Raw genomic sequence first — 25,842 nt, 5'->3', positions numbered from 1 at the left:
ACAAGGGCACCCCGCCTCCGCGGCACGTTCCAACGCGCCCGGGACCCCCTCCACGCGGAAGAATGGGGTCATGAGCAAGCAGCCCGCCGAGGTACCGGTCCAGCACGCACAGCCGTCCGTCGGCTCCATCGCCGCACACCGTCCGCACACCGTCGCCGCTGTGGTCTCCGACCTGGAGCCCGATATCGACGCCGACCCGGATGCGTACGAGGCGGAGACGGAGGGCGAGGAACTGCCGCAGGGCCGGTTCCTGGACCGCGAGCGCAGCTGGCTCGCGTTCAACGAGCGCGTGCTGGAGCTCGCCGAGGACCCGGCGACCCCGCTGCTCGAGCGGGTCAACTTCCTCGCGATCTTCGCGTCGAACCTGGACGAGTTCTTCATGGTGCGGGTGGCGGGTCTGAAGCGGCGTATCGCGACCGGTGTCGCGACCCGCTCGGCCTCGGGTCTCCAGCCGCGCGAGGTGCTCGATCTGATCTGGAACCGCTCCCGTGAGCTCATGGCCCGGCACGCGGCCTGCTACCAGCAGGACATCGCCCCCGCGCTGGCCGACGAGGGCATTCACCTGATCCGCTGGCCCGAGCTGACGGACAAGGAGCAGGCTCGCCTGTTCACCCTGTTCCGCCAGCAGATCTTCCCGGTCCTCACCCCGCTGGCGGTCGACCCGGCGCACCCCTTCCCGTACATCTCGGGGCTCTCGCTCAACCTGGCCGTCGTCGTACGCAACCCGGTCAGCGGCCACCGCCACTTCGCCCGGGTCAAGGTGCCGCCGCTGCTGTCGCGCTTCCTCGAGGCGTCCCCGCACCGGTACGTCCCGCTCGAGGACGTGATCGCGGCGCACCTGGAGGAGCTGTTCCCCGGCATGGAGGTGCTGGCGCACCACATGTTCCGGGTGACCAGGAACGAGGACCTGGAGGTCGAGGAGGACGACACCGAGAACCTCCTCCAGGCCCTGGAGAAGGAGCTCATGCGGCGCCGCTTCGGCCCGCCGGTGCGCCTCGAGGTCGAGGAGTCGATCGACCCGTACGTGCTCGACCTGCTGGTACGCGAGCTGAAGATCTCCGAATCCGAGGTCTACCCGCTGCCGGGCCCGCTGGACCTCACCGGTCTCTTCGGTATCGCGTCCCAGGACCGGCCCGAGCTGAAGTACCCGAAGTTCATCGCCGGCACCCACCGCGACCTCGCCGAGGTCGAGTCTGCCTCGGCGCCCGACATCTTCGCGGCGCTGCGCGAGCGGGACGTACTGCTGCACCACCCCTACGACTCCTTCTCGACCTCCGTCCAGGCCTTCCTGGAACAGGCCGCCGGCGACCCGGACGTCCTCGCGATCAAGCAGACGCTGTACCGGACCTCCGGTGACTCACCGATAGTGGACGCGCTGATCGACGCCGCCGAGTCCGGCAAGCAGGTGCTCGTCCTGGTCGAGATCAAGGCCCGCTTCGACGAGCAGGCCAACATCAAGTGGGCGCGCAAGCTGGAGGAGTCCGGCTGCCATGTCGTCTACGGCCTGGTCGGACTGAAGACCCACTGCAAGCTGTCGCTGGTGGTCCGCCAGGAGGGCGAGACTTTGCGGCGCTACTCACACGTCGGCACCGGCAACTACCACCCGAAGACCGCCCGCCTCTACGAGGACCTGGGGCTGCTCACGGCGGACCCGCAGGTCGGGGCGGACCTTTCGGACCTGTTCAACCGGCTGTCCGGCTACTCGCGGCGGGAGACCTACCGCAGGCTGCTGGTGGCGCCGAGGTCGCTGCGTGACGGACTGGTCGCGCGGATCAACAAGGAGGTGGGCCACCACAGGGCCGGCCGTCCCGCGTATGTCCGGATCAAGGTCAACTCGATGGTGGACGAGGCGATCATCGACGCCCTCTACCACGCCTCGCAGGCCGGTGTCCCGGTCGACATCTGGGTGCGCGGCATATGCGCGATACGCCCCGGCGTCCCGGGCCTGTCGGAGAACATCCGGGTCCGCTCGATCCTCGGCCGCTTCCTCGAACACTCCCGGGTCTTCGCCTTCGGCAACGGCGGCGAGCCCGAGGTGTGGTTCGGCAGCGCCGACATGATGCACCGCAACCTCGACCGCCGTATCGAGGCGCTCGTCCGGGTCACCGACCCGGCACACCGCGCGGCACTGAACCGTCTGCTGGAGACCGGTATGTCCGAGACCACCTCGTCCTGGCACCTCGGGCCGGACGGGGACTGGACCCGGCACTCCACAGACCCGGACGGCCAGCCGCTGCGGAACATCCAGGAAACGCTCATCGACGCGCGGAGGCGCCGGCGTGCACAGCCCTGACCTTCCCCTGGTGCCGAGGGGAACCGGCGCCGACCAGGTCCTGGCCGGATATCTGCACACGCAGGCTGCGGGATTCCTGCGCAGCCTGCGGCTGCACCGCGAGAGCGGTGCCGACACCGCGGGCGCCGAGGAGGCGGCCCGTGCCCTGCGCCGCGCCGCGCGGCGCATCAGCGGTGCGCTGCACACGTACCGCTCACTGCTGGAGCCCGGCTGGGCCGACCAGCTCCGTGCGGAGCTCGCCTGGCTGTCGGGGCTGCTCGCCCTGGAGCACGCCTGTACGTCCCGGCTGGCCCGGCTGTTGGACGCGCTGGCGCGTCTGTCGGGCGCCGGACCGGTGCCGCAGGCGCGAAACGAAGGGACCGCGGCACACGAGGGGACCGCTGCGAACGCGGCGAACGAGACCGCCGCAGCCCCCGTGCCCGACGCGAAGGCAGGGGTCCGGGGCGCAGGGGCCCGCGGCGCACTCACCGTCGGCGCCGCACGCGCCGGAGCCCTGCTCGAACGGCAGCTCACGCTGGGCCGGACCCGCGCCCACTCCGCCGCCCTGCAGGCGCTCGGCTCGTCGCGGTTCCACGCGGTCGCCGACGCGGTGGCACTGCTCGCCTCCGAGGTCCCGCTCACCGCCGCCGCTGCCGTACCGGCCGATCTGCTCGACCTCCACGCCGACGCCGCGCAGGAGCGGCTGCTGGACGCCGTGGCCGTATTGCCGCTGGCCCGCGCCGCGCACCCGTACAACGCCGAAGCGCTGGTCCACGGCCTGGCGAACGCTCCGGCCGGTGAGGCCCAGGACACACCCTGGCACCACGTACGGCTGCTGCTGCGGCTGCACCGCTACGCACAGGAGGTCAGGATCATGGCCCCGGGAACGGACCCACTGCTCACCGTCGCCGCACGCGCGCTCGACCGGCACCGGGACGCGGCCGAGGCGGCGTCCGCTGCGGCAGCCGCCGCCCGTACGCCCCGTATCGCACCCGCGACGGCCTACGCCCTGGGTGTGCTGCACGCCGACCAGCGCCATGAGGTCGAGGCCGCGCGGTTCGCCTTCCACCAGGTCTGGCAGGAGGTGTCGCACGGCCCCGCGGAATCCCGGGGCAGCCGGACGGTGGCCGCCCCATGAGCGGCGCGGTCGTCCACGCGGCGGGCTGCGTGCTGTGGCGGCACGCCGTCACCGGTCACAGAGCCGACAGCATCGAGATCTGCCTGGTCCACCGCCCGCGCTACGACGACTGGTCGCACCCCAAGGGAAAGCTGAAGCGCTCGGAGGATCCGCTCGCCGGAGCCCTGCGCGAGGTGCTCGAGGAGACCGGCCACCACTGCACCCCCGGGCCGCGCCTGCCCACCGTCCACTACCTGGCGAACGGGCGGCTCAAGGAGGTCAGCTACTGGGCCGCCGAGGCGCACACCCCGGGGCACTTCGTCCCGAACAAGGAAGTGGACCGCATCGTCTGGCTGCCGCCCGGCGCGGCACGCGAGCGGCTCACCCAGCCACGGGACCGCCAGCTCGTGGACGCGCTTGTCTCGGTACGCGGGATTTTCGGCCCATTGGGCATGCATCTGTAGCAAAGGGAAGTTTCATCCGCCTTGTGCGCGGGAAACCGCGTCGCGGAAACCGTCGGAATCCAAGCGGTTCCCACGCCCGATCACGGCCCGCCCGATCACCGCTCGCACGACCGGCGCTCCCCCGGGGACCCAGGAACTCCCCCGCCCGACAGGGTTCACCTTCCGTTCACTCTCCTCCGTCGGCCGCTTCACCTGTTCTGCCTAATTTCGGGCTTACAAGGTGACCGGCGCAGTGCCGGACCACCGCCCCCCGACGCGCGCCGCCGTACAACGTCACCGTCACCGAGACGACGTCCCCGACCGGCGCTCCTGGAAGGAACACCCGAACAGTGAAGCTTCAGCGCAACAACGGGCTTCGCGCCACCGCGCTCGCTGCCCTCGCGGTCTCCGGCGCCCTGGTCCTCACGGCGTGCGGCTCGGACGACAACGCAGGCGGCTCCACCGGCGGCACCGGCAACAAGAGCAATGCCGCTTCCAACGTCAAGTGCGACGACGCCAAGGGCCAGCTCATGGCGTCGGGCTCCAGCGCGCAGAAGAACGCCATGGACCTCTGGGTCAAGGACTACATGGCCGCCTGCACGGGCGCGCAGGTCAACTACAAGGCTTCCTCCTCCGGTGAGGGCATCGTCGCCTTCAACCAGGGCCGCGTGGGCTTCGCCGGCTCCGACTCCGCGCTGAAGCCGGAGGAGGTCGCCGAGTCCAAGAAGGTCTGCACCGGCGGCACCGGCATCAATCTGCCGATGGTCGGCGGCCCGATCGCCATCGGTTACAACCTGCCCGGCGTGGACAGCCTGATCCTGGACGCCCCCACCCTCGCCAAGATCTTCGACACGAAGATCAAGAAGTGGGACGACCCGGCCATCGCCAAGCTCAACCCGGGCGTCAAGCTCCCGGGCACCCCGATCCAGCCCTACCACCGCTCCGAGGACTCCGGCACCACCCAGAACCTGGGCAAGTACCTGAGCAAGGCCGCTCCGGACGCCTGGAAGTACGAGCCCGAGAAGAAGTGGCCCGCCCCGGGTGGCCAGGCCGCCTCCGGCTCCTCCGGTGTCGCGGCCCAGGTCAAGTCGGTCGCCGGTTCCATCGGCTACTTCGAGCTGTCCTACGCCACCTCGCAGTCCATCCCGACCGTCGACATCAGCACCGGCGCCGGCGCCCCGGTGAAGGCCACCCCGGAGAACGCCTCCAAGGCGATCGCCGCCGCCAAGATCGACGGCACCGGCAAGGACCTCGCCCTGAAGCTGGACTACACCACCAAGGCCGACGGCGCCTATCCGCTCGTCCTCGTCACCTACGAGATCGTCTGCGACAAGGGCAACAAGGCCGAGACCCTGGGCGCGGTCAAGTCCTTCCTGACCTACACCGCGTCCGACGAGGGCCAGAAGCTGCTCTCCGAGGCGGGCTACGCCCCGATCCCGCAGGAGATCAACGCCAAGGTCCGCGAGACCGTCGCCGGTCTCCAGTAAGACCCGGCACAACGTCTGCGGCGGCCGGCCCGGCACACCCTGACCGGGCCGGCCACCGCCGACACCATCCGGTGCACCGCCGCCAGGGGATCCGCGACCCGCGACTCCCCCACCCAGACCGGAAAGATCATGGCTTCCACGACACCCATAGAGACACCGCCGGCCAAGCCGGCCGCCTCGCGCCGGGCCACTTCCACCGGCCGCGCGGGCGACAAGGTCTTCCTGGGCCTCTCCCGGGGCTCGGGCATTCTGCTGCTTGTGATCATGGCGTCGATCGCCGTGTTCCTCGCCTACCGCGCCTCGCTCGCGATCTCCAAGGACGAAGGCAACTTCTTCACCACCTTCGACTGGAACCCGGCCGGCGACCCGCCGGTCTTCGGCATCGCCGTCCTGCTCTTCGGCACGGTCGTCAGCTCGATCATCGCGATGGCCATCGCGGTCCCGATCGCTGTCGGCATCGCGCTGTTCATCTCCCACTACGCCCCGCGCCGCGTCGCCGCACCGCTCGCCTACGTGGTCGACCTGCTGGCCGCGGTGCCCTCGATCATCTACGGCATCTGGGGCGCCCTCTTCCTGGTCCCGTACCTGGAGGGCCTGAACCTCTGGCTCGACGAGTTCCTCGGCTGGACCTACGTGTTCGAGAAGACCGAGATCGGCGTGCCGCGCTCGCTGTTCACCGTGGGAATCCTGCTGGCGATCATGGTGCTGCCGATCGTCACCAGCGTCAGCCGTGAGGTCTTCCTCCAGGTCCCGCGGATGAACGAGGAGGCTGCCCTGGCCCTCGGCGCCACCCGCTGGGAGGTCATCCGGATGTCGGTGCTGCCCTTCGGCCGCTCCGGCGTCATCTCCGCCTCGATGCTGGGCCTCGGCCGCGCGCTCGGCGAGACCATGGCCGTCGCGACCGTGCTCTCCCCGAGCTTCCTGATCTCCCTGCACATCCTGAACCCGGGCGGCGGCACGTTCGCCCAGAACATCGCCGCGAAGTTCGACGAGGCCAACGAATTCGGCCGTGACGCGCTGATCGCCTCCGGTCTGGTCCTCTTCGTCCTCACCCTGCTGGTCAACGGCGCCGCGCGCATGATCATCGCGCGCCGCAAGGAGTACTCGGGGGCGAACGCCTGATGAGCCACACCGCCATAAAGGACTCCCGCCCCTCCGCGCCCGCGCGCCGGAACACACTCAGTCGCCGCGGGCTGCCCCGCTGGGCCCAGCCCGCCTTCGCCGTGCTGTCGATCGCCCTCGGCATCGGCATCGGCGCGGTGGCCGGTCTGGAGAGCCGGGTGCAGTGGGGCCTGATCGCCGCGCTGCTGTTCGTCGCGATCTCCTACATCACCACCTCGGTGGTCGAGAACGCCCGCCAGGCCAAGGACCGGCTCGCCACCAGCGTCGTCTGGGTCTGCTTCGTGCTCGCCGTGATCCCGCTGCTCTCGCTTATCTGGGTCACCGTCAGCCGCGGCATCAAGGCCCTCGACGGCTACTTCCTCAGCCACTCGATGGCCGGCGTCCCCGGCTTCGAGCCCGGCGGCGGTGTCTACCACGCCATCATCGGGACCCTGGAGCAGGTCGGCCTCGCCACCCTGATCTCCGTGCCGATCGGCCTGCTGACCGCGGTCTACCTCGTCGAGTACGGCAGGGGCGCGCTCGCCAAGGCCGTCACCTTCTTCGTGGACGTCATGACGGGTATCCCGTCGATCGTGGCGGGTCTGTTCATCCTGTCGATCATGCTGCTGGCCGACCTGGAGCCGTCCGGATTCATGGGCTCGCTGGCCCTGACCATCCTGATGATCCCGGTCGTGGTCCGCTCCACCGAGGAGATGCTCAAGCTCGTCCCCAACGAGCTGCGTGAGGCCTCGCTGGCGCTCGGCGTCCCGAAGTACCGCACGATCCTCAAGGTGGTCATCCCGACCGCGGTCGGCGGTATCACCACCGGTGTGATGCTCGCCGTCGCCCGTATCGCCGGTGAGACCGCCCCGATCATGCTGCTCGTCTTCGGTAACCAGCTGATCAACAACAACCCCTTCGAAGGCGCCCAGTCCTCGCTCCCCTACTACATCTGGGAGCAGTACCGGGTCGGCAGCGAGGCGTCCTACGACCGCGCCTGGTCAGCCGCCCTCGTGCTGATCGCCTTCGTCATGCTCCTCAATCTGGTGGCCCGCGGCATCGCCCGCTGGAAGGCCCCGAAGACCGGCCGCTGACGCGGCGATCTGGAAGTGATCTCTCATGGCCAAGCGAATTGACGTCAGCGGACTCTCCGCCTTCTACGGCTCCCACAAGGCGATCGAGGACATCTCGATGACCGTGGAGCCCCGCTCGGTGACCGCCTTCATCGGCCCCTCCGGCTGCGGCAAGTCCACGTTCCTGCGCACCCTGAACCGTATGCACGAGGTCACCCCCGGTGGCCGCGTCGAGGGCAAGGTGATGCTGGACGACGAGAACCTCTACGGCTCCGGCGTCGACCCCGTCGCCGTGCGCCGCACGGTCGGCATGGTCTTCCAGCGGCCGAACCCGTTCCCCACCATGTCGATCTACGACAACGTCGCGGCGGGCCTGCGGCTCAACGGCAAGTACAACAAGCGCGCGCTCGCCGACATCGTGGAGCGCTCGCTCAAGGGCGCGAACCTCTGGAACGAGGTCAAGGACCGCCTCAACAAGCCCGGCTCGGGCCTCTCCGGCGGCCAGCAGCAGCGCCTGTGCATCGCCCGCGCCATCGCGGTCGAGCCGGACGTCCTGCTGATGGACGAGCCCTGCTCGGCGCTGGACCCGATCTCGACGCTGGCGATCGAGGACCTGATCGGTGAGCTGAAGGAGCGCTTCACGATCGTCATCGTGACGCACAACATGCAGCAGGCCGCGCGGGTCTCCGACCGGACGGCGTTCTTCAACCTGGCCGCGGTCGGTCAGCCTGGCCGGCTGATCGAGATAGACGAGACCGAGCGGATCTTCTCGAACCCGTCGGTCCAGGCGACCGAGGACTACATCTCGGGCCGCTTCGGCTAGGCCGTTCAGGACTGCCTCGCGGTGCTGCATGGCGGTGCCACCGCGAGGTGAAACAGTCGGCCCCCTCTCCTTCGAGGAGAGGGGGCCGACGTTCTGCGTTCACTCGACGGTGACGGGCGCAGGAGCTAACCGAAGGCCAGGTTCACGATCCAGAAGCTGAGCGCCGCCACCAACGCCGCCGCCGGCATCGTGATGAACCAGCCGAGGACGATGTTCTTGGCGACACCCCACCGCACCGCGTTGACCCGCTTCGTCGCACCGACGCCCATGATCGCGGAGGTGATGACATGCGTGGTCGAGATCGGCGCGTGGAAAAGGAACGCCGAGCCGAACATGATCGACGCCCCCGTCGTCTCCGCGGCGAACCCCTGCGGAGGGTCCAGTTCGATGATCTTGCGGCCCAGGGTCCGCATGATGCGCCAGCCGCCCGCGTACGTACCCAGCGACAGCATGACCGCGCAGACGATCTTCACCCAGACCGGGATCGGGTCGCCGAAGTCCTCGACATCGGCGATGACCAGGGCCATCACCACGATGCCCATCGTCTTCTGGGCGTCCTGCAGGCCGTGGCCGAGCGCCATCCCGGCAGCCGACACCGTCTGGGCTATACGGAAGCCCCGCTTCGCCCTGGACGGATTCGCCCTGCGGAACATCCACATGATCGCGCACATCACCAGATAGCCCGCGAGCAGGCCGACCACCGGTGACACGAACATCGGGATGACGACCTTGTCGAGCACCCCGCCCCAGATCACCTCGGACCCGCCCGCCAGCGCCGCGCCCACCATGCCGCCGAACAGCGCGTGCGAGGACGACGACGGCAGGCCGAAGTACCAGGTGACCAGGTTCCAGATGATCGCGCCGACCAGCGCCGCGAACAGGATGCCCATGCCCCGGTCGCCCTTGGGCGTCTCGATCAGGCCCTCGCTGACGGTCTTGGCGACCCCGCTGCCGAGGAACGCCCCGGCGAGGTTCATCACCGCGGCCATCGCGAGCGCGGCCCTGGGGGTCAGCGCACGGGTGGAGACGGACGTCGCGATGGCGTTCGCGGAGTCGTGGAAGCCGTTCGTATACGTGAAGAAGAGCGCGACTCCGATGGTCACGACCAGTACAAAGGTGTCCACGAAGCCTCAGGACTCCTTGACCGCGATGGTCTCCACCGTGTTCGCCACGTGCTCGAAGGCATCCGCGGCCTCTTCCAGGACATCCACGATCTGCTTCAGCTTGAGCACCTCGATGGCGTCGTACTTGCCGTTGAAGAGGTGCGCGAGGAGCTTGCGGTGGATCTGGTCCGCCTGGTTCTCGAGACGGTTGACCTCGATCCAGTACTCGGTGAGGTTGTCCATCGTCCGCAGGTGCGGCATCGCCTCAGCCGTCAGCTCCGCCGCCCGGGCCAGCACCTCGATCTGCTGCTCGACCCCCTTCGGCAGTTCCTCGACGTTGTAGAGGACGACCAGGTCGACGGCCTCCTCCATGAAGTCCATGATGTCGTCCAGCGACGAGGCGAGGGAGTAGATGTCCTCGCGGTCGAAGGGCGTGATGAACGAGGAGTTCAGCTGGTGGAAGATCGCATGGGTGGCGTCGTCACCCGCGTGCTCCGCCGCCCGCATCCGTTCCGCGATCTCGGCTCGGGCGGGACCATCCGCTCCGAGCAGTTCCATCAGGAGCTTGGAGCCCGTGACGATGTTGTCCGCGGACGCGGCGAACATGTCGTAGAAGCTCGTCTCCCTGGGGGTCAGACGAAATCGCACGTGGGGTCCTCGGGGTGCTGGGTTTCGGTCAGGCTGATGCTAAGCGCATCATCCGGCCACGGCTAACCGGCCTTCCCTCAGTGTCGCCCATCGGGCACGGTGATCAGCACAGGGCCCTGCCCCAACCGTCAGGGCTCGGTACCATATACCCACGAGGGGTATAGCGGACAGGACGACGACCATGGGACTTCGGGAGCAGCGATGACGACCACGGACACGGCCTCGACCTCGGACGAAGCCGCGCAGACGGCCGGCGGACTTCCGGTCACGGACCATGACCGCGGTGTGCACGGCTACCACAAGCAGAAGGACGAGCACCTCAAGCGGCTGCGCAGGATCGAGGGCCAGATCCGCGGTCTCCAGCGGATGGTGGCCGAGGACACGTACTGCATCGACATACTCACCCAGGTCTCCGCCTCCACCAAGGCTCTCCAGTCCTTCGCCCTCCAGCTCCTGGAAGAGCATCTGCGCCACTGTGTCGCGGATGCGGCGCTCAAGGGCGGGGACGAGATCGACGCCAAGGTCGAGGAGGCCACGAAGGCCATCGCCCGCATGATGCGGACCTGATGCGGGCCCCGTGCCGGCCCGAGTGAAGCTCGTCAGTCCGCGTCGGGGACTGAGACATTGCTGACGTTGAGTACCTCGTCGATACGGTCGGCACTGAGACGCTCCCCGTCCGTAGCCGATGCGGCGATCATCAGTTCACCGCACAGTTCGATCTCGGCGAGGGCCACGTGGTCCTGGACTGTCGGCGTACTGGGCGGAGCCACGTGCTGTCACCTCTTCCGGCCGGTGTCGGCTCCTAGCCTAGGGAGCGGAACACTCAGCCCGCATGGCACGTCCGGACCATTTACCGACCCACCCGAAACGCGGGCCGTTCCCCTCTGTCGGCGCATCTCCCGGCGACCTATACGCGGACCCGCCCGGTGTACAGATCCCGGCGCGCCGGAAGCTCCACGACCACCGGCTCCCCGAACCGGTACAGCAGGGTCGTCGAGGAGACGGCGACCGTGCGCCCCTGGTTGGTGAAGCTGAACTGATGGCGCACCTTGCGCAGCCGCCCCGCGTCGTCGAGATACGCGTCGAAGGGCACGATGTCCTGGGTGAACCCCTTGGCCGCAGCGGCCAGCGCGCCCCGCACCGCCGGCGAGGCGGCCTTCGCCGCGGCGCCGATGTCCGTGGTGCCGCGGAAGTGGGTGACCTTGACGCCCGCGAGGTCGACCCGGTCCACATAGGTCACGGTCCGCACCCCGCGCAGCAGTTCGGCGGCCGCTGCGGGGTCGGTGGCACCACCCGTGACCAGATTGCCGTCCTTGAGCGTGCTGGTGTCGACCCGCACCCATTTGTCGGATGGCACACCGGCACCGCGATCCTTCATGTACAGCGCACCGGGCGCGAGCAGCTCGGTGATCGGCTGGTGCTCGTCGCTGCCCGCCGGGTCCTTCGGCAGGACGACCCGCAGGCGGCCCATGGCGCGCCGGAAGTCATAGCCACCCTCGCCGCGAATGGTCACCCGGGTGCCACCCGCGGCCATCTCCATGGAGGTGCGGGCCTTCGATGTCCCGTAACGGGCCAGTACATCGGCGGCGTTGCGTACGGAGGCCGTGAGGTCACCGGTGGGCCGGGCGTCGGCCACGGCGTCTCCCCCGCTGGAACATCCCGTGGTCGCGGTCATCCCCACCCCCGCGCCCACCACGGCGGCGACGGCACACGCCCCGCCCCTGAGCCTGTGCAGCAGCACCATCGCCGGCATCCCCTTCCTGGACCCACCCGTCCGGGATAACGACGGGCACCGGGGGGCCGTCACGGCAAGTACGGTGGGGTCCGTGGACCGGGAGCATGGGGAGCATCTGACGCGTACGACCGAACGGGGTTCGTTCTGCGTGGCCCTGTGCAGCTGCGGCTGGAAGGGGCCGGCCCGCCGCTCCCGTGACCGGGCCAGGACCGACGCGCAGGAGCACGAGACGGCTCCCGGGGCCGCGGCGTAGGAGCAGAAGGCGCCGAAACGGCTCAGGAGGGGCTCAGCCGCACCCGGACTCAGGACAAGCGGGGGCGCCGGTCAGGCGGCCAGCCCCGTCTCGTGCCGCTCCAGCTCCAGTTCCTGCTCGTGTTCCTGCTGCCGCTTGCGCGCCGCGGCACGCCGCGACCGCACGAGCCACCCGGCCCGCCCGGACCGGGCGAGTGCGGTCAGCGGCGGGGTCAGCAGTGCCAGCGCGAGCGGGGCGAACAACAGGGTCATGGCCGTGCCGAGCGCGAACCCGCCCACCACGTCGGTCGGATAGTGGACCCCCAGATAGACCTGGCAGAACCCGGTCACCAGCGCAAGCCCGATCGCGGCCAGCCCGTAGCGCCGGTGGGCCATGAACAGCCCGACGGCCAGTGCCATCGCCATCGTGGCGTCGCCGCTGACGAAGGAGAAACCGGTCTCGCCGGGCAGAAGGACCTCGATCCCCTGATGGTCGAGGAAGGGCCGGGGCCGTTCCACGAAGTCCCGGATGGGGATGTTGACGAGTGCGGCCACACCGGCCGCGAAGGGCGCCCACACCAGAGCGGCCAGCGCCGTCACGGCTTCCCGCTCATCGCTCAGCCGCCGCGCGCTCCACCAGCACCACAGCACGAGGAGGACCAGGACGAGCATGATCCCGTACTCGCCGGTGAACCCCATGGCGCGGTCGAACCACGACGGGGCCGAACGTGCCATCCCGTTGATGTCATGGAGCAGACTGACGTCGAAATTCGTCCCTTCACGTCCGAGTCCAGCCATCTGCCGCGGCCCCTTGCCTGTTGCCTGACCTACTGCGCCGACCAGGGAAACGCCCCGCTCCACGGGTGCGTTCCGCTCTCTGCGGATCTCCACGGAACGATCACCGCGACGTTATCGAAGAGTGATACGTCGCCGCAGCTCAGGGCCTTGGCTTCACACAGGGTTTCGGACATCGCCCGACGCTCCGTCAGAGCGCTTTCACCGCCCGGGACCTGCGGTCGGAAGCGCCGCGGCCCCTTCCTCGGTGACCCTGGTCGCGCCGAAGTAATCGGGCGTGTCGATCTTGTCGAAACGGATCACAGCCCCGGTGAACGGGGCGTTGATCATATAGCCGCCGCCGACATAGAGGCCGACGTGCCGGATCGCCCGGGAGTTGTTGAGATCGTCCGAGAAGAACACCAGATCACCGGGGAGCAGCTCGTCGCGTGACGGATGCGGCCCCGCGTTGTACTGGTCGTTGGCGACGCGCGGCAGCTCGATCCCCACGGTCCGGTACGCGGCCTGCGTCAGCCCCGAACAGTCGAACCGCCCGTCCTGTTCCGGAGTGCCGTTGCCGCCCCACAGATACGGGGTCCCGAGTTTCCCCTGCGCGAAGTCGATGGCACCCGCCGCCTGCCGCGACGGCTCAAGCCGCCCCACCGGCTTGGCGAAGCTCGCCTCCAGGGCACGGATGATCTTGACGTAGTTCTGGGTCTCCCTGATCCGGGGCACCCCGCCCGCCTTGATGACCCGGTCGGCCCCCGCGTTGTAGGCGGCCAGCATGTTGGCGGTCGGGTCACCCGGCACGGACTTGACGTACCCGGCGAGTTCGCAGTCGTACGACGCGGCGGACGCGATCGCGTCGTCGGGATCCCAGATGTCACGGTCCCCGTCCCCGTCCCCGTCGACACCGTGCGCCGCCCAGGTGCTGGGGATGAACTGCGCCATGCCCCGGGCGTCGGCGTGACTCACCGCCTTCGGGTTCCAGCCGCTCTCCTGGTACAACTGCGCCGCCAGCAGGGCGGGATTGATCGCGGGGCAGAGCGTCCCCCACTTCTGCACCATGGAGTGGTACAGAGCCGGAACGGCCCCCTTGACCAGCGCAACCGGCTGCCCGCTCCCCTGCGCCCCCAGCAGCCCGGCCGCCGCCGAGTACGTCCCGACGACGAGCAGCGCGACGAAGCTCAGACACAGTCCGACGCCGACACCGGTGGCCATCCATACTTTGCGCACGCTTCAACAGTGCCTTATCGAACGGCTCCTGACACCCCATTCGAAGGCCACTGACCCAATACCTCTAGGCCGCGTTGGAGAACTGGCGCCGTCCGCCCTAAGGGCGGGGCTCGCGGCGTCCGGTGCGCGCAACCGCAAGGCGGAAGGTCGTCCTCGTACCGGGCGTACTCGGACGATTCGACAACGCAGCGCGTGTGCGTGCCAGACGCCGCGAGCCAGGCGGGAGTTTGCAGCACGGCCTAGGTGCCGTGGCCGACTACTTCACGGCAAAGCCCGTGCACGCCACGCTCGCATAATCCTTGACCCCCCGGACGTGCAGCACCTGCACCGTCCAGTCCCCCGGATCCTTGGCCAGGGGGATGGCCGGGTCGGTCTGGCGGGTGCCCGTGCGGTCGGTGATGTGCGAGGCGAAGTCGTCCGGGTAGGTGAGGGTCAGCTCCTCACCGGCCTTGGCCATGGACCCCAGATCGACGGGCTTGCTGGTGTAGCCGATGCTCAGGTTCGCCGCCATGAGGTCCTTGTAGGGCTCCCCGGCTTCGGGGTCGATCTCATGCGGCGGCTTCACGGCGACCGACACGTAGTACGGCAGCTGCTCCGTGTGATGCTGCTTGAGGAAGACGCTCACCTCGGCCTTGCCGCCGCCGACCGGCTTGGCACCGCTCAGCAGGAACAGCGAGCGCTCCTGGACGGGCAGATTGCAGAAGCCTTCGCCCGTGTTCCCGTCCGAGGTCCAGAAGTCACGGGACGGCTCCTTCGGCTCGATCCGGTCGGGGGCCGTTCCCGTCGCGCCGGGGGCGGCGGACGCGGGTGTCCCGCTCGGCTTGTCACCCGAGCTCTGCTGCGGCGAAGGCGTCCGGCCGGACCCCGCCTGGGACGAGGGCCCTCCGCCCTGGTCACGCAGCGCCAGATAGCCACCCACCGCACCGGCGGCGACGAGCAGCGCCGCTCCGGTGACCAGCGCCGGGCGAAGACCGCGCCGACGGGCCTTCGCGGGGTCGGGGGCCTTCGCGGAGTCGGGGGCCTTCGCGGAGTCGGGGGCCTGCGTGGGCATGTACGTGGGCACGTATCCGGGCACGGCCGTCGGCAGTTCGTGGACGCCCTGCGGCGCAACGGCGGCGGGGGCGGCCCCCGGCATCGCGCGCTGCGGCGACGCCGGGAGCGCCGGCTGGGCCAGGCCCGCGAGCGGGGCGTAGAAATCGTCCTCCACCAGCGCCTTGTCCACGGCGCAGCGCTCGATCACCTCGGCTGCGCCGGGCCGCTGGGCCGGGTCCTTCGCCACACACGCCCGGATCAGCCCCGCCAGCGCGGGTTCGACCCCGTCGACGTCGATGTCCCCGTGGACGGCTCGATAGCTCACGGTCGCCATCTCGCCGTGTCCGAAGGGCGGCCGTCCGGTCGCCGCGTAGGCGATCGTCGCACCGAGCGCGAACACGTCGGCCGCCGCACCGACCTCATTGCGCATGAGGACCTCGGGTGCCGTGAATCCGGGCGTGCCGGGCGCGACGCCGGTGGCGGTGAGCGCCGCGTCCATCGAGCCCTTCGCGATGCCGAAATCGATGAGCTGTGGCCCCTGCGGGGAGAGAATCACGTTCTGCGGCTTGAGGTCCCGGTGCGTCACACGGGAGGCGTGCACGCTGGCCAGCGCCTCGGCGAGCGCAGCGAGCAGGCGCCGCGCGGAGTCGGCGGGGAACGCGCCACGCTCCGCGACCGCGCGGCTGAGCGTCGGCCCGGACACGTACTCGGTCGCCAGCCAGTAGGGGGTGGTCTCCAGCGACGCGTCGATCAGGTTCGCGGTGTACGCGCTGCGCACGGTCCGGACCGTCTCCGCCTCACGGCGGAAGCGGGTCAGTGCCTCAGGGTGGTCGACGATCTCGTCCCTGATCACCTTGATCGCGACGAGCCGGCCGCCGGGCGACCGCCCGAGGTACACCTGGCCCATCCCGCCGGCGCCGAGCCGGGCAAGCAGGGTGTGCGTACCGATGACCGGCGGGTCCTGGGGTCTGAGTGCGTCCACCGGAGGACCATGACACAGCCGTCAGGCGGGGGCCTGGTCTTTGACCTGCCTGTGATCAAGATCGCGAGGCCCCTGGCCTCTCGAGGTTACCCGTAGGTAGCGTGTGCCGTGCACCTGTCGCGAAGTCGCAGCGGAGAGGCGGCCCGTCATGACGGAACCCGAGGCGTTCTACGAGCGGATCTCCGAGAACCGCTTCCGGCCGACCGAGCACACCAGAGGCCCCTGGGACCCGAACTCCCAGCACGCAGGACCGCCCGCGGCCCTGCTGGGGCGGGCCCTGGAGGAGCGGCCCGGTGCGCGGGCCGACATGCGGAGCGCGCGGATCACGTACGAGATCGTGAAGCCGGTGCCGATACGGCCGCTGGAAGTCACCGTGCACGTGCTGCGGTCCGGCCGCAGCGTGGAGCTCGTCGAGGCGGCCCTCGCCCCCGAGGGCGAGGCGCCGGTGATGCTGGCCCGGGCGCTGCGGGTGCGCACCCTGGAGGAGCCCGGCCCTGCGGTCGCGGACGGGCCGCAGCTGCCGTCACCTGGCGAAGCCGCCGACACCCCGTTCTTCGGAGTGCCGTGGGACATCGGCTACCACACCTCCATGGAGACCCGGTTCACCGAAGGAGCCTTCCGTGAAACAGGGCCCGGCACCTGCTGGATGCGGATGCGGCTGCCCCTCCTGGCGAGCGAGGAGATCCGCCCCCTGGACCGCGTACTCGTCGCCGCCGACTCCGGGAACGGCATCAGCAACGTCCTGGACTTCAATCGACATGTCTTCGTCAACGCCGATCTGACGGTCCATCTGCACCGGCACCCGGTGGGCGAATGGGTGGCAGTCGAGGCCCGAACGAACGTGGACCCGGCCGGAATCGGCCTCGCGGACTCCCGGCTCCACGACGAGAAGGGCCCCATCGGCCGCGGTGCCCAGAGCCTTTTCGTGGCGCCCCGATGAGCCGACCCCTCACCCTCCGTAGCAGAACGGAGCCGTAGCGCGGCGGCTCCTGAGGCCCCAAATCGCCCAGGAGCCGCACATCCGGCACCTTCAAAACGGGCTTTGGCCTGGTAGTTGACGAAGTAACAGCCATCTCGGACCCGCCCCTGTGGTCTGGACCGGTCTCCACTACCCTGTGTGACGCAGCCAGGAAGGCTGTGAACCACCCCGCCGACGACCAACGGTGGGACCAGTAACACAGGAGAGCACATGAGCAACGCAGGAAACGTGGGGGAGAAGATCCGCCGGGCCGGCGACTCCGGGGGAACGATCGCCGCACTGATCGTCATCGCACTCATCGCCATATCCATGGCCCTGCTCGGACTGCTGGCCATCAGGGCCTGAGCTGACGCCCCGGCAGGGCGGGCACCGGCAACGCGCCGACGGCCCGCCCTGCCCCAGGGGTGCACCGTCACCCCAACGCTCCACGCCTCAGCACTTTGCCACCTTAAGTGCCTAAACGACAGTCATTGCCCGAAGTCACCCTCCGTGATACACAGAGTGACCATACGGGTGCTCGCACCTGAACCGCCCCGGCGCCGCCGCAGGTCAGCGCGATCGGTTCGGTCACGTGTGCGGGGATCGGGTAAAGAGACCAACCAAGTCGGCGCACGATACCGGTTTCATCAGCGAAGATAGAGCGTGACCCATGCCAAGCGGCACGGGCGTCGAACTACCCGACAGGGGCGGTGAGTTACATGATCCTGGCAGCCGAGAAAGGTGACATCACCACCATCATCGGTGGTATCGCCCCGAACTGGGGCCCATTCGGAACCCTCGGGAACGAAGCTCGCGTGATGATCGAGGTCGTGATGGCGGTCGCCATCCTGCTCTGCCTGGGCATCGCGGTCTGGGGCGCGGCCAAACAGCGCATCGGCGCGACGGCTCTGCGCGACACCTTCAGCGCGGAGCAGGGCAAGGGCCTGATCGTGGCCGGACTCACAGGTGTCTTCATCATCGGATCCCTGGGGACCCTCTTCACCATCGTGTACGGAATGGCCGTCTGACCTCCCCTCACCTCATCCCCTGCGCCCCCGCCCCTGCACCACCCCCTCCACCATCCGCCCGTCGCACCCACCGGCAGAGGTTGCGTCCCCCTGATGTCGAGTCATCACACCGCGCCCGCGCGGACACCAGCACGGCTACCTTCGTACTACGGCCCCGGCCACGAAGGCGGGTACCGCTGGCACGAGGGCCTCAGGCGCGAGGACCGCCGGCACGGGTACGACAACAGCGAGGGCACGGCACCGCAGACGGCTGAGGGGGCGTACGCGGCATGAACTTCGACGACGGGCAAGACGAGTTCGACACGGACGTGGGCGGCACCGGCCAGACCCGCACACGACTGCCCGGGGCCATCACGGTCACCGACGTCTACGGGGGCGCCCGCCGCCCCATGCGGAACTCCCGCTCCCTGGTCACCGCGGCCGGTGTGGTCGTCCTCCTGATCGCCGCCATCGCCTTCGCCAACCGCGGCAACAGCTCCGACACCGCCCCGGACACCGCCCAGCAGGCCCGCGCCGCCGCCCCGACAGCGGCCACCGGGGTGCAGCCCGTGACGGGGAAGAACGGCGAGATCCCCAAGGGCTACGCACACAACGAACAGGGAGCACAGAGCGCGGCGTCCAACTTCGCCGTCGCGCTCGGCTCAGCCGAGATGTTCCAGCGCGAGAACCGGCACCGCATCGTGGACGCCATCTACACCCCGCAGGCGGCGGCCAGTCTCAAGGCTCCCCAAGACGACGCGTACTCCGCCGAATTCCTCGCCAAGCTCGGCCTCGACGCGGACGGCAGCGCCCTCGAGGGCAGCACCTTTGTCTCCCGGACCATCCCCGTGGGCACGAAGGTCGACGCCTTCACCCGCAGCAAGGCCACCGTCTCCGTCTGGTGCACCGGCCTCGTCGGCATGGCGGGCGAAGGCTCGAAGGATCCCGTCCGCACCACCTGGAAGACATGGACCTTCCAGCTCCAGTGGACAAGTGGCGACTGGAAGGTCGCCGACGACTCCGAGAAGGACGGCCCGACCCCGGTCCCCGGTGACCTCACCGCATCCGGCTCCGAAGAGATCAGCAAGGCGGTTCAGGAGTTCGGAGGCTTCACCTATGCACGGTAATCCCCGTCGTCCCCGGCAGCCCCGTCATCCTTTCTCCCGTCCCCGCACGACCCGAGCCCTCGCCGCGCGGGTGCTCGCGTTTCTCGCGGGAATCCAGGCCACCGCCGTCATTCTCGCCACCCGGGCCGCGGCGGCTCCCAGCCCCGCGCCCAGCCCCTCCGAAACCGGCGCCGAAGCCTGCCGCTATCTGCGCGGCCACGCCAAGCGCTACTGCGAACAGGGCCAGTCGGGCGGGTCCGGAAGTTCGGTGGCGCCCGACCCCACCACCGCCCTCGACCCCCTCGCCTCCCTCGCCCGCGGCTGCGCCGAAGCCGCCGTATCCATCATCGACGCCCTCTCGAAGGCCGTGAAATCCACCGCGGAAGTGGACTTCACCAACGGCACCTTCCTCGCCCAGTACGCCATCGTCTTCGCCGCCTCCACCTTCCTCACCCTCCTCCTCTGGCTGCTGGCCGTCGCCAAACGCGCCATCCGCGGTGTCCCGCTCATGACCGCCATGTCCGAGGCCATCGGGTTCCTCTGGCTCACCGTCCTCGCCTCCGCGTTCACCCCGCTGATCCTCTACACACTCGTCTCGGCCACCGACGCCATCACCGAGGTGATCGCATCCGGCACCGGCGGCCAGACCGACGTCTTCTTCGGGAGCTTCAAGCAGGCGCTGCAGAAGGGCGACTCCATCGGCGGCGGCCCGATCATGCTGATCATCGTGTCGCTCGTGACCGTGCTCGCCGCGGGTGTGCTCTACCTCGAGCTGTTCATCCGTGCCGTGCTGCTCTACGTCGGCGCGCTGCTCGGCGTCGTCGTCTACTCCGGGCTCGTCGACAAGAACCTCTGGGGCCACGTACGCCGCTGGGCCGGGATCATGATCGCGGTGATCCTCGTCAAACCGGTCGTCATCATCGTGCTCGGGCTGGCCGGAGCCCTGTCCGGGGACAACGGGCCGAACGCCTTCTCCGCCGTCGTCACGGGCCTCGCGATCATCCTGCTCGCGATCTTCTCCTCCGCGATGATCTACCGCTTCGTGCCGGGCTTCGGCGACGAGATCGCCGCCTCCCGCAACAACCGCATCCAGAACGGCGCGGAGAACAAGGCCGCCGCCGTCATCAGCTCCCCCGCCGCCCTCGTGTCCCAGGGCATCAAGACCCACAGCAGCCGCGGCGCCCAGCAGGGCGAGTCGTCCGGAAACACCCCGCGCCCCGCCAGCCCCGTCGCCGGTGGGGTGGCCGCCCACAGCGCACGGGGTACCGGGGGCGGCGGCCCGGCCGCACCCGCCGCGCCCGCACCCCGTAGCGGAGGCGGCGGCACCGGCGGCACCCCGCACAGCCACCGCAAGAGCACCGGCTCAGGCACCAGCACAGGAAACACAGGAGGTGGAGGGCGTTGACGACGCAGTCGCAGCCCATCGCGCCCCGCCGCACGTATCTCATCGGCCGGGCGCGGCCGAACGCGATCGTCGGCAAGAACCGCGAGACCGGCGAGATCGCCCTGATCATCGTCGGCGCGTTCCTCGGCATGATGAGCGGACTGCTGGTCCCCGTCCTGTCCCTGCGGATCGTGCTGCTCACCGGCTTCCCGATGCTCGCGCTGGCGGCCGTGTACGTCCCGTACAAGCAGCGCACCTTCTACCGCTGGTTCGAGATCAACCGCAGCTACAAGCGCACCCTGCGCCAAGGCACCGTCTACCGTTCCACCGCCATGGAGGCGGGTACCCGCATCGACGGCCGGGAGATCGAGATCGGCCTCCCGCCCGGAATCGGCAGGATCAACTGGCTCGCCGCGCCCTTCGGCCCGGACGAGATCGCCGTGCTCCTGCACGCCGACCGCCGCACCGTCACCGCCGCCATCGAGATCGAGGGCCCCGGCGTCGGGCTCCGCGACAGCGAGGACCAGGAAGCCCTGGTGGACCGCTTCGGCACCCTGCTGAAGCATGTGGCCAACGGCGACGGCTTCGTGACCCGCCTTCAGATGCTCGCCCGCACCCTGCCCGCCGATCCCGACGCCCACGCCAAGGACGTCGCCCAGCGCGGCGACCCCTCCGCCCCCGGCTGGCTCCGCGACTCCTACGACCAGCTCCAGTCCATGGTGTCCACCTCCAGCGAGCAGCACCGCGCCTACCTCATCGCGTGCATGCACTACACCCGCGAGCTGGCCGCCGAAGCCCACACCATGGCCCGTGCCGCCCGCCAGGCCTCCGGCGCCAAGAAGCTCGACAGGGACACCGGCCTCGCCGTCGTCATGGCCCGCGAGCTCACCGACATCTGCGCCCGCCTCGCCGAAGCCGACATCCGCGTACGCCAGCCACTCGGCCAGGCCCGCCTCGCCTCCCTCGTCCACTCCATGTACGACCCGGACCACCCCATCGACCACATCCAGGCGATGACCAAGCGCAACACCTGGCCCGCCGAACTCGACGCGGTCGAGCCCACCTACCTCCAGGCCAAGACCCGCGAGTCGTCCACCCGCGCCCCCTGGTGCCACGCCACCGCCTGGGTGAAGGAGTGGCCGATGACCCCCGTCGGCGTCAACTTCCTCGCCCCCCTCCTCGTCCACACCCCCGACGTGATCCGCACCGTCGCGGTCTGCATGGACCTGGAGCCCACCGAGGTCGCCATCGAACGGATGCTGACCGAGAAGACCAACGACGAGGCGGAGGCCAGCCGCGCCGCCAAGATGAACCGCACCGTCGACCCCCGCGACATCGCCGCCCACAGCAGGCTCGACCAGCGGGGTGAAGATCTCGCCAGCGGCGCGGCAGGGGTCAATCTCGTCGGGTACATCACTGTGTCGTCCCGCACTCCCGAGGCGCTGGCCCGGGACAAGCGCACGATCAGAGCCTCGGCGGGCAAGTCGTATCTCAAGCTGGAGTGGTGCGACCGCGAACACCACCGGGCCTTTGTGAACACGCTGCCGTTCGCGACCGGTATCCGCCGATAGGGGCCCTGAACCGATGCGAGATCCGCTCACCGCCCTGACCGAATCCTTCACCGCCTTCCTCTTCGGCAAGGTCGAGACCACCCGGCTGCCCGTACGCACCTCGACCGGCCAGGCCCAGGCCGTCTATCTGCCGACGGCCGCACCGGGACTCGGCGACTCGGGTGTGATCATCGGCCGGGAGGTCTACAGCGGCAAGGGCTACATCTACGACCCGTTCCAGCTCTACGGACAGCAGCTGCCGGCGCCCCACTGGCTGGTGCTCGGCGAGTCCGGAAACGGCAAGTCGGCCCTCGAGAAGACCTACGTGCTGCGCCAGCTGCGGTTCCGCGACCGCCAGGTGGTCGTGCTCGACGCCCAGGGCGAGGACGGCGTCGGCGAGTGGAACCTCATCGCCGAGCAACTGGGCATCACGCCCATCCGGCTCGACCCCATGGCCGCCCTCGACAGCGGTATCCGCCTCAACCCGCTCGACCCCTCCATCACCACGACCGGCCAGCTCGCACTGCTCCGCACGATCATCGAGGTCGCGATGGGCCACGGCCTGGACGAACGGTCCGGCTTCGCGCTCAAGGTCGCCCACGCCTACGTCAACGGGACCATCACCCACCGGCAGCCCGTCCTTACCGACATCGTCGAACAACTGCGCCACCCCGAACCGGAATCGGCGGCAGCGATGAACGTCGCCCTGGACGACGTACGGGCCTGGGGGCTGGACGTGGCCCTCGTCCTGGACCGGCTTGTCGACGGTGACCTGCGGGGCATGTTCGACGGACCGACCACGGTCGGTATCGACCTCGACGCGCCGCTGATCGTCTTCGACCTCTCGCACATCGACCGGAACTCCATCGCCATGCCGATCCTGATGGCGATCGTGGGCGTATGGCTCGAGCACACGTGGATCCGGCCCGACCGCAAGAAGCGGATCTTCCTGGTCGAAGAGGCCTGGCACATCATCAACAGCCCCTTCGTGGCACAGCTCTTCCAGCGGCTGCTCAAGTTCGGCCGCCGACTCGGCCTCTCCTTCGTCGCCGTCGTCCACCACCTCAGCGATGTGGTGGACGGAGCCGCGGCACGGGAGGCCGCCGCGATCCTGAAGATGGCCTCCACCAGAACCATCTACGCCCAGAAGGCCGACGAGGCACGGGCCACGGGCCGGGTGCTCGGACTGCCCCGCTGGGCCGTGGAGATCATCCCCACGCTCACCCCGGGTATCGCGGTGTGGGACGTCAACGGCAATGTCCAGGTGGTCAAACACCTGGTCACGGAAGCGGAGCGACCCCTGGTCTACACGGACCGGGCCATGACGGAGTCCTCCGCCTCCCTCGAGCTGCCGGAGGACGTACGAGCCGCCGAGTGGGAGGCGGAACAGCGCGCGACCCTCATCGAGCAGCAACGCATCAACGAGGTGCCCGAGTCCTCCGAGTCGACGGTGGCCTGACACGATGCCGCGCGAGCTGCCGAGACACGAGCCCGGGACGCCGAGACACGACGAGCGCCGCTCCGCACACGGGGAGCGGGGTATCCCCGACGGGCTGCTGGTCGGTCTGCTGGCGTTCCTCCTCGGGCTGACCCTGCTGGTCTGGACTGCCACCGGCCTCGCCGGGGTCCTCGCCCACGGCGCATGGCCGGACGGAGTGACGTTCACAAAAAGCCCCGTGGCCATACGCGAGCTGCTCTCGGAGCCGCACGACCTGGCGGGTGCCTGGCAGGACACCCCGGTGGGCCAGCTCTCCGGATACGGGCTGTTCTGGGGCCTGCTCATCGGCGAGTTGATGGTGCTGGTGGTACTCGCCGTCTTCGTGCTGGGCACTCTGGCCCGCCTGCGTGCGGTACGAGCGGCGAGGCGCATGAAGACCGGCCCGCTCTCGGCAACCTTTCCGCCCACGGTTCCGGTGGCGGAGCCACTGGCTCCGGCCTCGATCCCGCACCCGGCTCAGGACCCGATCCCGTATCCGGCCCCGATCGCTGAGGCCGAGCAGCACCCGCTGGAGCAGACCGTCCCCGTCCCGCGCGACATCCCTGAGCCGCGTACCGCCCCACGTATCGTCTACGGGGACCCGGCCGCCCGCCGGCCATCCGCCGTCCAGGCCATCCTCGAGGCGCAAGGTCCGGTGCTCGTCGTCACTTCGGACCCGGCAGTATGGTCCGAGACCAAGGACGCCCGTGCCAAGCTCGGTTCCGTCCTCGTCTACGACCCGGGCCACCTCTGCGACACTCCGGGGCGTCTCCACTGGTCCCCCACCACCGGCTGCGAGGACCCCGACACCTCCGCCACACGGGCAGTGGCCCTGCTCGCTCCCGTACGGCCCCGCGCCCGTATCGACACGGCGGTCGCCGAGACGGCGGAAACGCTCCTGCGCTGCTGGCTGCACGCCGCGGCAGTGGACGGCCGGGCGTTCAAGCAGGTCCACCGCTGGGCACAGGGGAACAACGCCCATGAGCCCGTACGCATCCTCCGTACGCACCCCAAGGCCGCATCCGGACTCGCCGGCCTGCTGGAGTCCGCGCTCACCGCCCACCCCGAACGCCGGGAGACGGCCCAGGAACTGACGGCACATGCCCTGGCATGCATGGCATCGATCCATATCAGAGAAGCCTGCGCAACAAATCGAGCAGATTCGCTCGCACTGGAATCATTTGTGGTCGAGGGGGGCAGTCTCTATGTGGTGGGTGAACCCCTTGAGGATCCCCGCACCCGCCCCGGAGCAATGCCTCTGCTGACCGCCGTCACCTCGAGCGTGGTCGAGCACGGCCGCCGCATGGCCGCACGGTCATCCGACGGTCGGCTCGACCCACCACTCACTCTTGTTCTCGACGATGTCGCCGCCGTGGCGCCACTCCCCCTGCTGCCCGAACTCCTGGCCTCCGGCGCCGACCACGGCATGCCGACCCTCGCCCTGCTCCGCTCCCGCGAACAGGGCCGGGCCCGCTGGCCGGGTCAGGACATCCCGACCCGCTGAGCTCATCGCGAGGAAGCGTCAGATGCTGAGCTCGGCCCCGCGGGGCAGCTCGTACTCCACCTCCATCGCGGAGGTGTCCCCAGGCACCGGCGACTTCGCCCCACTGGGCACGAACCCGATCCGCCGGTAGAAGGCCTTGGCCCGGTTGTTGTCCTCGTGCACATATAGCCGCACGCGTTCGACCCGCGGGTCCTCCAGGCTCCAGGACCAGGAGACGGCCGTCCGGAACAGCTCGTCGGCCAGCCCGGTGCCCCGCACCTCCGGCCTGACGAACACCGCGACAAGGTGTGTCTGCTCGACAGTCGCCGGCTCCCCGAACCGGGCCTCGTCCTGTGGCCGCTCCACAAGCACGGTCACCGTGCCGTCCCAGCACCCGTCGGCCGTCTCGGCGATGAACTGCTTCACCCACACGCCTTCGGCACCGTTGCTCGCCCGCTCGCGCCAGAAGTCATCGGACCGGTCCATTGCCTGCTCGTACGTCTCCAGGAAGGCCAACGGAGCGGCCGGGTCCTGCAGCGCGGCCAGCCGGAGGTCCCGGACCTTCTCCCACTCATCAGCGCGGATGGCTCGAATCTTGTGCTCCATACGCTGATCCTCACCGAGCGCGATCCGAGGGTCAAAGCATTTCGACACCTGGCGCCCGGCCGGTCCAGAACGCAGAAATGCCTCAACCCCCAGGCAAAGCCTGGGGGTTGAGGCTAAAAATTGTTCGGCGGTGTCCTACTCTCCCACAGGGTCCCCCCTGCAGTACCATCGGCGCTGAAAGGCTTAGCTTCCGGGTTCGAAATGTAACCGGGCG

Annotated in this window: 26 protein-coding genes and 1 rRNA gene; 18 read left to right on the top strand and 9 right to left on the bottom strand. The window is 69.4% G+C overall.

Translation table 11 applies throughout. From position 1 onward, the window contains the following. Positions 1 to 70: 70 nt before the first annotated feature. The 7 genes from ACFV6V_RS21390 (at position 71) to pstB (ending at position 8,316) form a co-directional block, all read left to right on the top strand. Positions 71 to 2,293 (top strand): RNA degradosome polyphosphate kinase, encoded by a 2,223-nt coding sequence (locus ACFV6V_RS21390; protein ID WP_385567239.1) that lies wholly within the window; start codon positions 71 to 73, stop codon positions 2,291 to 2,293. Beyond that, positions 2,280 to 3,410 (top strand): CHAD domain-containing protein, encoded by a 1,131-nt coding sequence (locus ACFV6V_RS21385; protein WP_385567237.1) that lies wholly within the window; start codon positions 2,280 to 2,282, stop codon positions 3,408 to 3,410. The genes ACFV6V_RS21390 and ACFV6V_RS21385 overlap by 14 nt, the downstream gene beginning before the upstream one ends. After that, complete coding sequence (locus tag ACFV6V_RS21380) at positions 3,407 to 3,853, top strand: NUDIX hydrolase (RefSeq protein ID WP_385567235.1); 447 nt, start codon at positions 3,407 to 3,409, stop codon at positions 3,851 to 3,853. Before ACFV6V_RS21385 ends, ACFV6V_RS21380 begins: the two co-directional genes overlap by 4 nt. A 329-nt stretch (positions 3,854 to 4,182) precedes the next feature. Next, the gene (gene pstS / locus ACFV6V_RS21375; RefSeq protein WP_385567232.1) at positions 4,183 to 5,319 is read left to right on the top strand and encodes a phosphate ABC transporter substrate-binding protein PstS; all 1,137 of its coding nucleotides are present in this window, start codon (positions 4,183 to 4,185) and stop codon (positions 5,317 to 5,319) included. Between the two features lie 129 nt (positions 5,320 to 5,448). Then, positions 5,449 to 6,441, top strand: coding sequence for a phosphate ABC transporter permease subunit PstC (gene pstC / locus ACFV6V_RS21370; RefSeq protein ID WP_361283263.1), 993 nt, complete (start codon positions 5,449 to 5,451; stop codon positions 6,439 to 6,441). Next, positions 6,441 to 7,514, top strand: a complete 1,074-nt coding sequence (gene pstA / locus ACFV6V_RS21365) for a phosphate ABC transporter permease PstA (protein ID WP_385567228.1) — start codon at positions 6,441 to 6,443, stop codon at positions 7,512 to 7,514. The genes pstC and pstA overlap by 1 nt, the downstream gene beginning before the upstream one ends. A 25-nt stretch (positions 7,515 to 7,539) precedes the next feature. After that, a complete protein-coding gene (gene pstB / locus ACFV6V_RS21360) occupies positions 7,540 to 8,316 on the top strand; it encodes a phosphate ABC transporter ATP-binding protein PstB (protein ID WP_361283266.1) in 777 nt (258 codons plus the stop codon). A 125-nt stretch (positions 8,317 to 8,441) separates the two neighbouring features. Here pstB and ACFV6V_RS21355 read toward each other — a convergent pair whose 3' ends face one another. Both ACFV6V_RS21355 and ACFV6V_RS21350 read right to left on the bottom strand, forming a co-directional pair. Then, a complete protein-coding gene (locus ACFV6V_RS21355) occupies positions 8,442 to 9,440 on the bottom strand; it encodes an anion permease (protein ID WP_385567225.1) in 999 nt (332 codons plus the stop codon). Between the two features lie 6 nt (positions 9,441 to 9,446). Then, positions 9,447 to 10,067, bottom strand: a complete 621-nt coding sequence (locus ACFV6V_RS21350; RefSeq protein ID WP_093661211.1) for a DUF47 domain-containing protein — start codon at positions 10,065 to 10,067, stop codon at positions 9,447 to 9,449. A 201-nt stretch (positions 10,068 to 10,268) separates the two neighbouring features. Between ACFV6V_RS21350 and ACFV6V_RS21345 the strand changes: the two genes are divergently transcribed. Further along, entirely contained in the window at positions 10,269 to 10,634 is a 366-nt protein-coding gene (locus tag ACFV6V_RS21345) for a metal-sensitive transcriptional regulator (protein ID WP_385567223.1), read from the top strand. 32 nt (positions 10,635 to 10,666) lie between these two features. On the opposite strand, the gene ACFV6V_RS21340 is transcribed toward ACFV6V_RS21345, so the two are convergent. After that, the gene (locus ACFV6V_RS21340; protein WP_385567220.1) at positions 10,667 to 10,837 is read right to left on the bottom strand and encodes a hypothetical protein; all 171 of its coding nucleotides are present in this window, start codon (positions 10,835 to 10,837) and stop codon (positions 10,667 to 10,669) included. A 137-nt stretch (positions 10,838 to 10,974) separates the two neighbouring features. Beyond that, on the bottom strand, positions 10,975 to 11,811 hold the full coding sequence (locus ACFV6V_RS21335) for a hypothetical protein (protein WP_385567218.1): 837 nt from the start codon (positions 11,809 to 11,811) through the stop codon (positions 10,975 to 10,977). An 82-nt stretch (positions 11,812 to 11,893) separates the two neighbouring features. Here ACFV6V_RS21335 and ACFV6V_RS21330 point away from each other — a divergent pair, with 82 nt between their 5' ends. Continuing rightward, positions 11,894 to 12,055 (top strand): hypothetical protein, encoded by a 162-nt coding sequence (locus ACFV6V_RS21330; protein ID WP_385567216.1) that lies wholly within the window; start codon positions 11,894 to 11,896, stop codon positions 12,053 to 12,055. A 71-nt stretch (positions 12,056 to 12,126) separates the two neighbouring features. Here the strand turns inward: ACFV6V_RS21330 and ACFV6V_RS21325 are convergent, their stop codons facing one another. The 3 genes from ACFV6V_RS21325 to ACFV6V_RS21315 all read right to left on the bottom strand — a co-directional run bounded on the left by ACFV6V_RS21325 (position 12,127) and on the right by ACFV6V_RS21315 (position 16,057). Further along, a complete protein-coding gene (locus ACFV6V_RS21325) occupies positions 12,127 to 12,831 on the bottom strand; it encodes a phosphatase PAP2 family protein (RefSeq protein ID WP_385567214.1) in 705 nt (234 codons plus the stop codon). Between the two features lie 198 nt (positions 12,832 to 13,029). Next, a complete protein-coding gene (locus tag ACFV6V_RS21320) occupies positions 13,030 to 14,028 on the bottom strand; it encodes an NlpC/P60 family protein (RefSeq protein WP_385567365.1) in 999 nt (332 codons plus the stop codon). Positions 14,029 to 14,299: 271 nt separating this feature from the next. After that, positions 14,300 to 16,057 carry a serine/threonine-protein kinase gene (locus ACFV6V_RS21315; protein ID WP_385567211.1) on the bottom strand — a complete coding sequence of 586 codons (1,758 nt, stop codon included), beginning with the start codon at positions 16,055 to 16,057 and terminating at the stop codon, positions 14,300 to 14,302. A gap of 148 nt (positions 16,058 to 16,205) precedes the next feature. Here ACFV6V_RS21315 and ACFV6V_RS21310 point away from each other — a divergent pair, with 148 nt between their 5' ends. From ACFV6V_RS21310 to ACFV6V_RS21270, 9 genes are all read left to right on the top strand, one after another. Then, positions 16,206 to 16,997, top strand: coding sequence for a thioesterase family protein (locus ACFV6V_RS21310; RefSeq protein ID WP_385567208.1), 792 nt, complete (start codon positions 16,206 to 16,208; stop codon positions 16,995 to 16,997). Positions 16,998 to 17,246: 249 nt separating this feature from the next. Next, positions 17,247 to 17,381, top strand: a complete 135-nt coding sequence (locus tag ACFV6V_RS21305) for a hypothetical protein (RefSeq protein WP_361283284.1) — start codon at positions 17,247 to 17,249, stop codon at positions 17,379 to 17,381. Positions 17,382 to 17,734: 353 nt separating this feature from the next. Further along, positions 17,735 to 18,043: a hypothetical protein gene (locus ACFV6V_RS21300; RefSeq protein ID WP_338671865.1), complete on the top strand. Its 309-nt coding sequence runs from the start codon at positions 17,735 to 17,737 to the stop codon at positions 18,041 to 18,043. Positions 18,044 to 18,136: 93 nt separating this feature from the next. Continuing rightward, a complete protein-coding gene (locus ACFV6V_RS21295; protein WP_385567205.1) occupies positions 18,137 to 18,316 on the top strand; it encodes a hypothetical protein in 180 nt (59 codons plus the stop codon). Beyond that, positions 18,313 to 19,149: a hypothetical protein gene (locus ACFV6V_RS21290; protein WP_385567203.1), complete on the top strand. Its 837-nt coding sequence runs from the start codon at positions 18,313 to 18,315 to the stop codon at positions 19,147 to 19,149. Before ACFV6V_RS21295 ends, ACFV6V_RS21290 begins: the two co-directional genes overlap by 4 nt. Then, a complete protein-coding gene (locus ACFV6V_RS21285) occupies positions 19,139 to 20,533 on the top strand; it encodes a hypothetical protein (RefSeq protein WP_385567200.1) in 1,395 nt (464 codons plus the stop codon). Before ACFV6V_RS21290 ends, ACFV6V_RS21285 begins: the two co-directional genes overlap by 11 nt. Beyond that, complete coding sequence (locus ACFV6V_RS21280; RefSeq protein ID WP_385567197.1) at positions 20,530 to 22,083, top strand: SCO6880 family protein; 1,554 nt, start codon at positions 20,530 to 20,532, stop codon at positions 22,081 to 22,083. The genes ACFV6V_RS21285 and ACFV6V_RS21280 overlap by 4 nt, the downstream gene beginning before the upstream one ends. Before the next feature lie 13 nt (positions 22,084 to 22,096). Then, positions 22,097 to 23,521: an ATP-binding protein gene (locus ACFV6V_RS21275; protein ID WP_385567195.1), complete on the top strand. Its 1,425-nt coding sequence runs from the start codon at positions 22,097 to 22,099 to the stop codon at positions 23,519 to 23,521. A gap of 4 nt (positions 23,522 to 23,525) precedes the next feature. Next, the gene (locus ACFV6V_RS21270) at positions 23,526 to 25,043 is read left to right on the top strand and encodes a type VI secretion protein (protein WP_385567193.1); all 1,518 of its coding nucleotides are present in this window, start codon (positions 23,526 to 23,528) and stop codon (positions 25,041 to 25,043) included. An 18-nt stretch (positions 25,044 to 25,061) separates the two neighbouring features. Here the strand turns inward: ACFV6V_RS21270 and ACFV6V_RS21265 are convergent, their stop codons facing one another. Further along, the gene (locus ACFV6V_RS21265) at positions 25,062 to 25,628 is read right to left on the bottom strand and encodes a GNAT family N-acetyltransferase (protein WP_385567189.1); all 567 of its coding nucleotides are present in this window, start codon (positions 25,626 to 25,628) and stop codon (positions 25,062 to 25,064) included. Between the two features lie 122 nt (positions 25,629 to 25,750). Further along, a 5S ribosomal RNA gene (gene rrf, locus ACFV6V_RS21260) occupies positions 25,751 to 25,842 on the bottom strand; the annotation flags it as partial.

It is taken from the genome of Streptomyces sp. NPDC059828, from assembly GCF_042731955.1.
Taxonomy (GTDB): Bacteria; Actinomycetota; Actinomycetes; order Streptomycetales; family Streptomycetaceae; genus Streptomyces.
The sequence above is the reverse complement of the archived record's forward strand: the minus strand, read 5'-3'. Positions and strand labels throughout refer to the sequence as shown.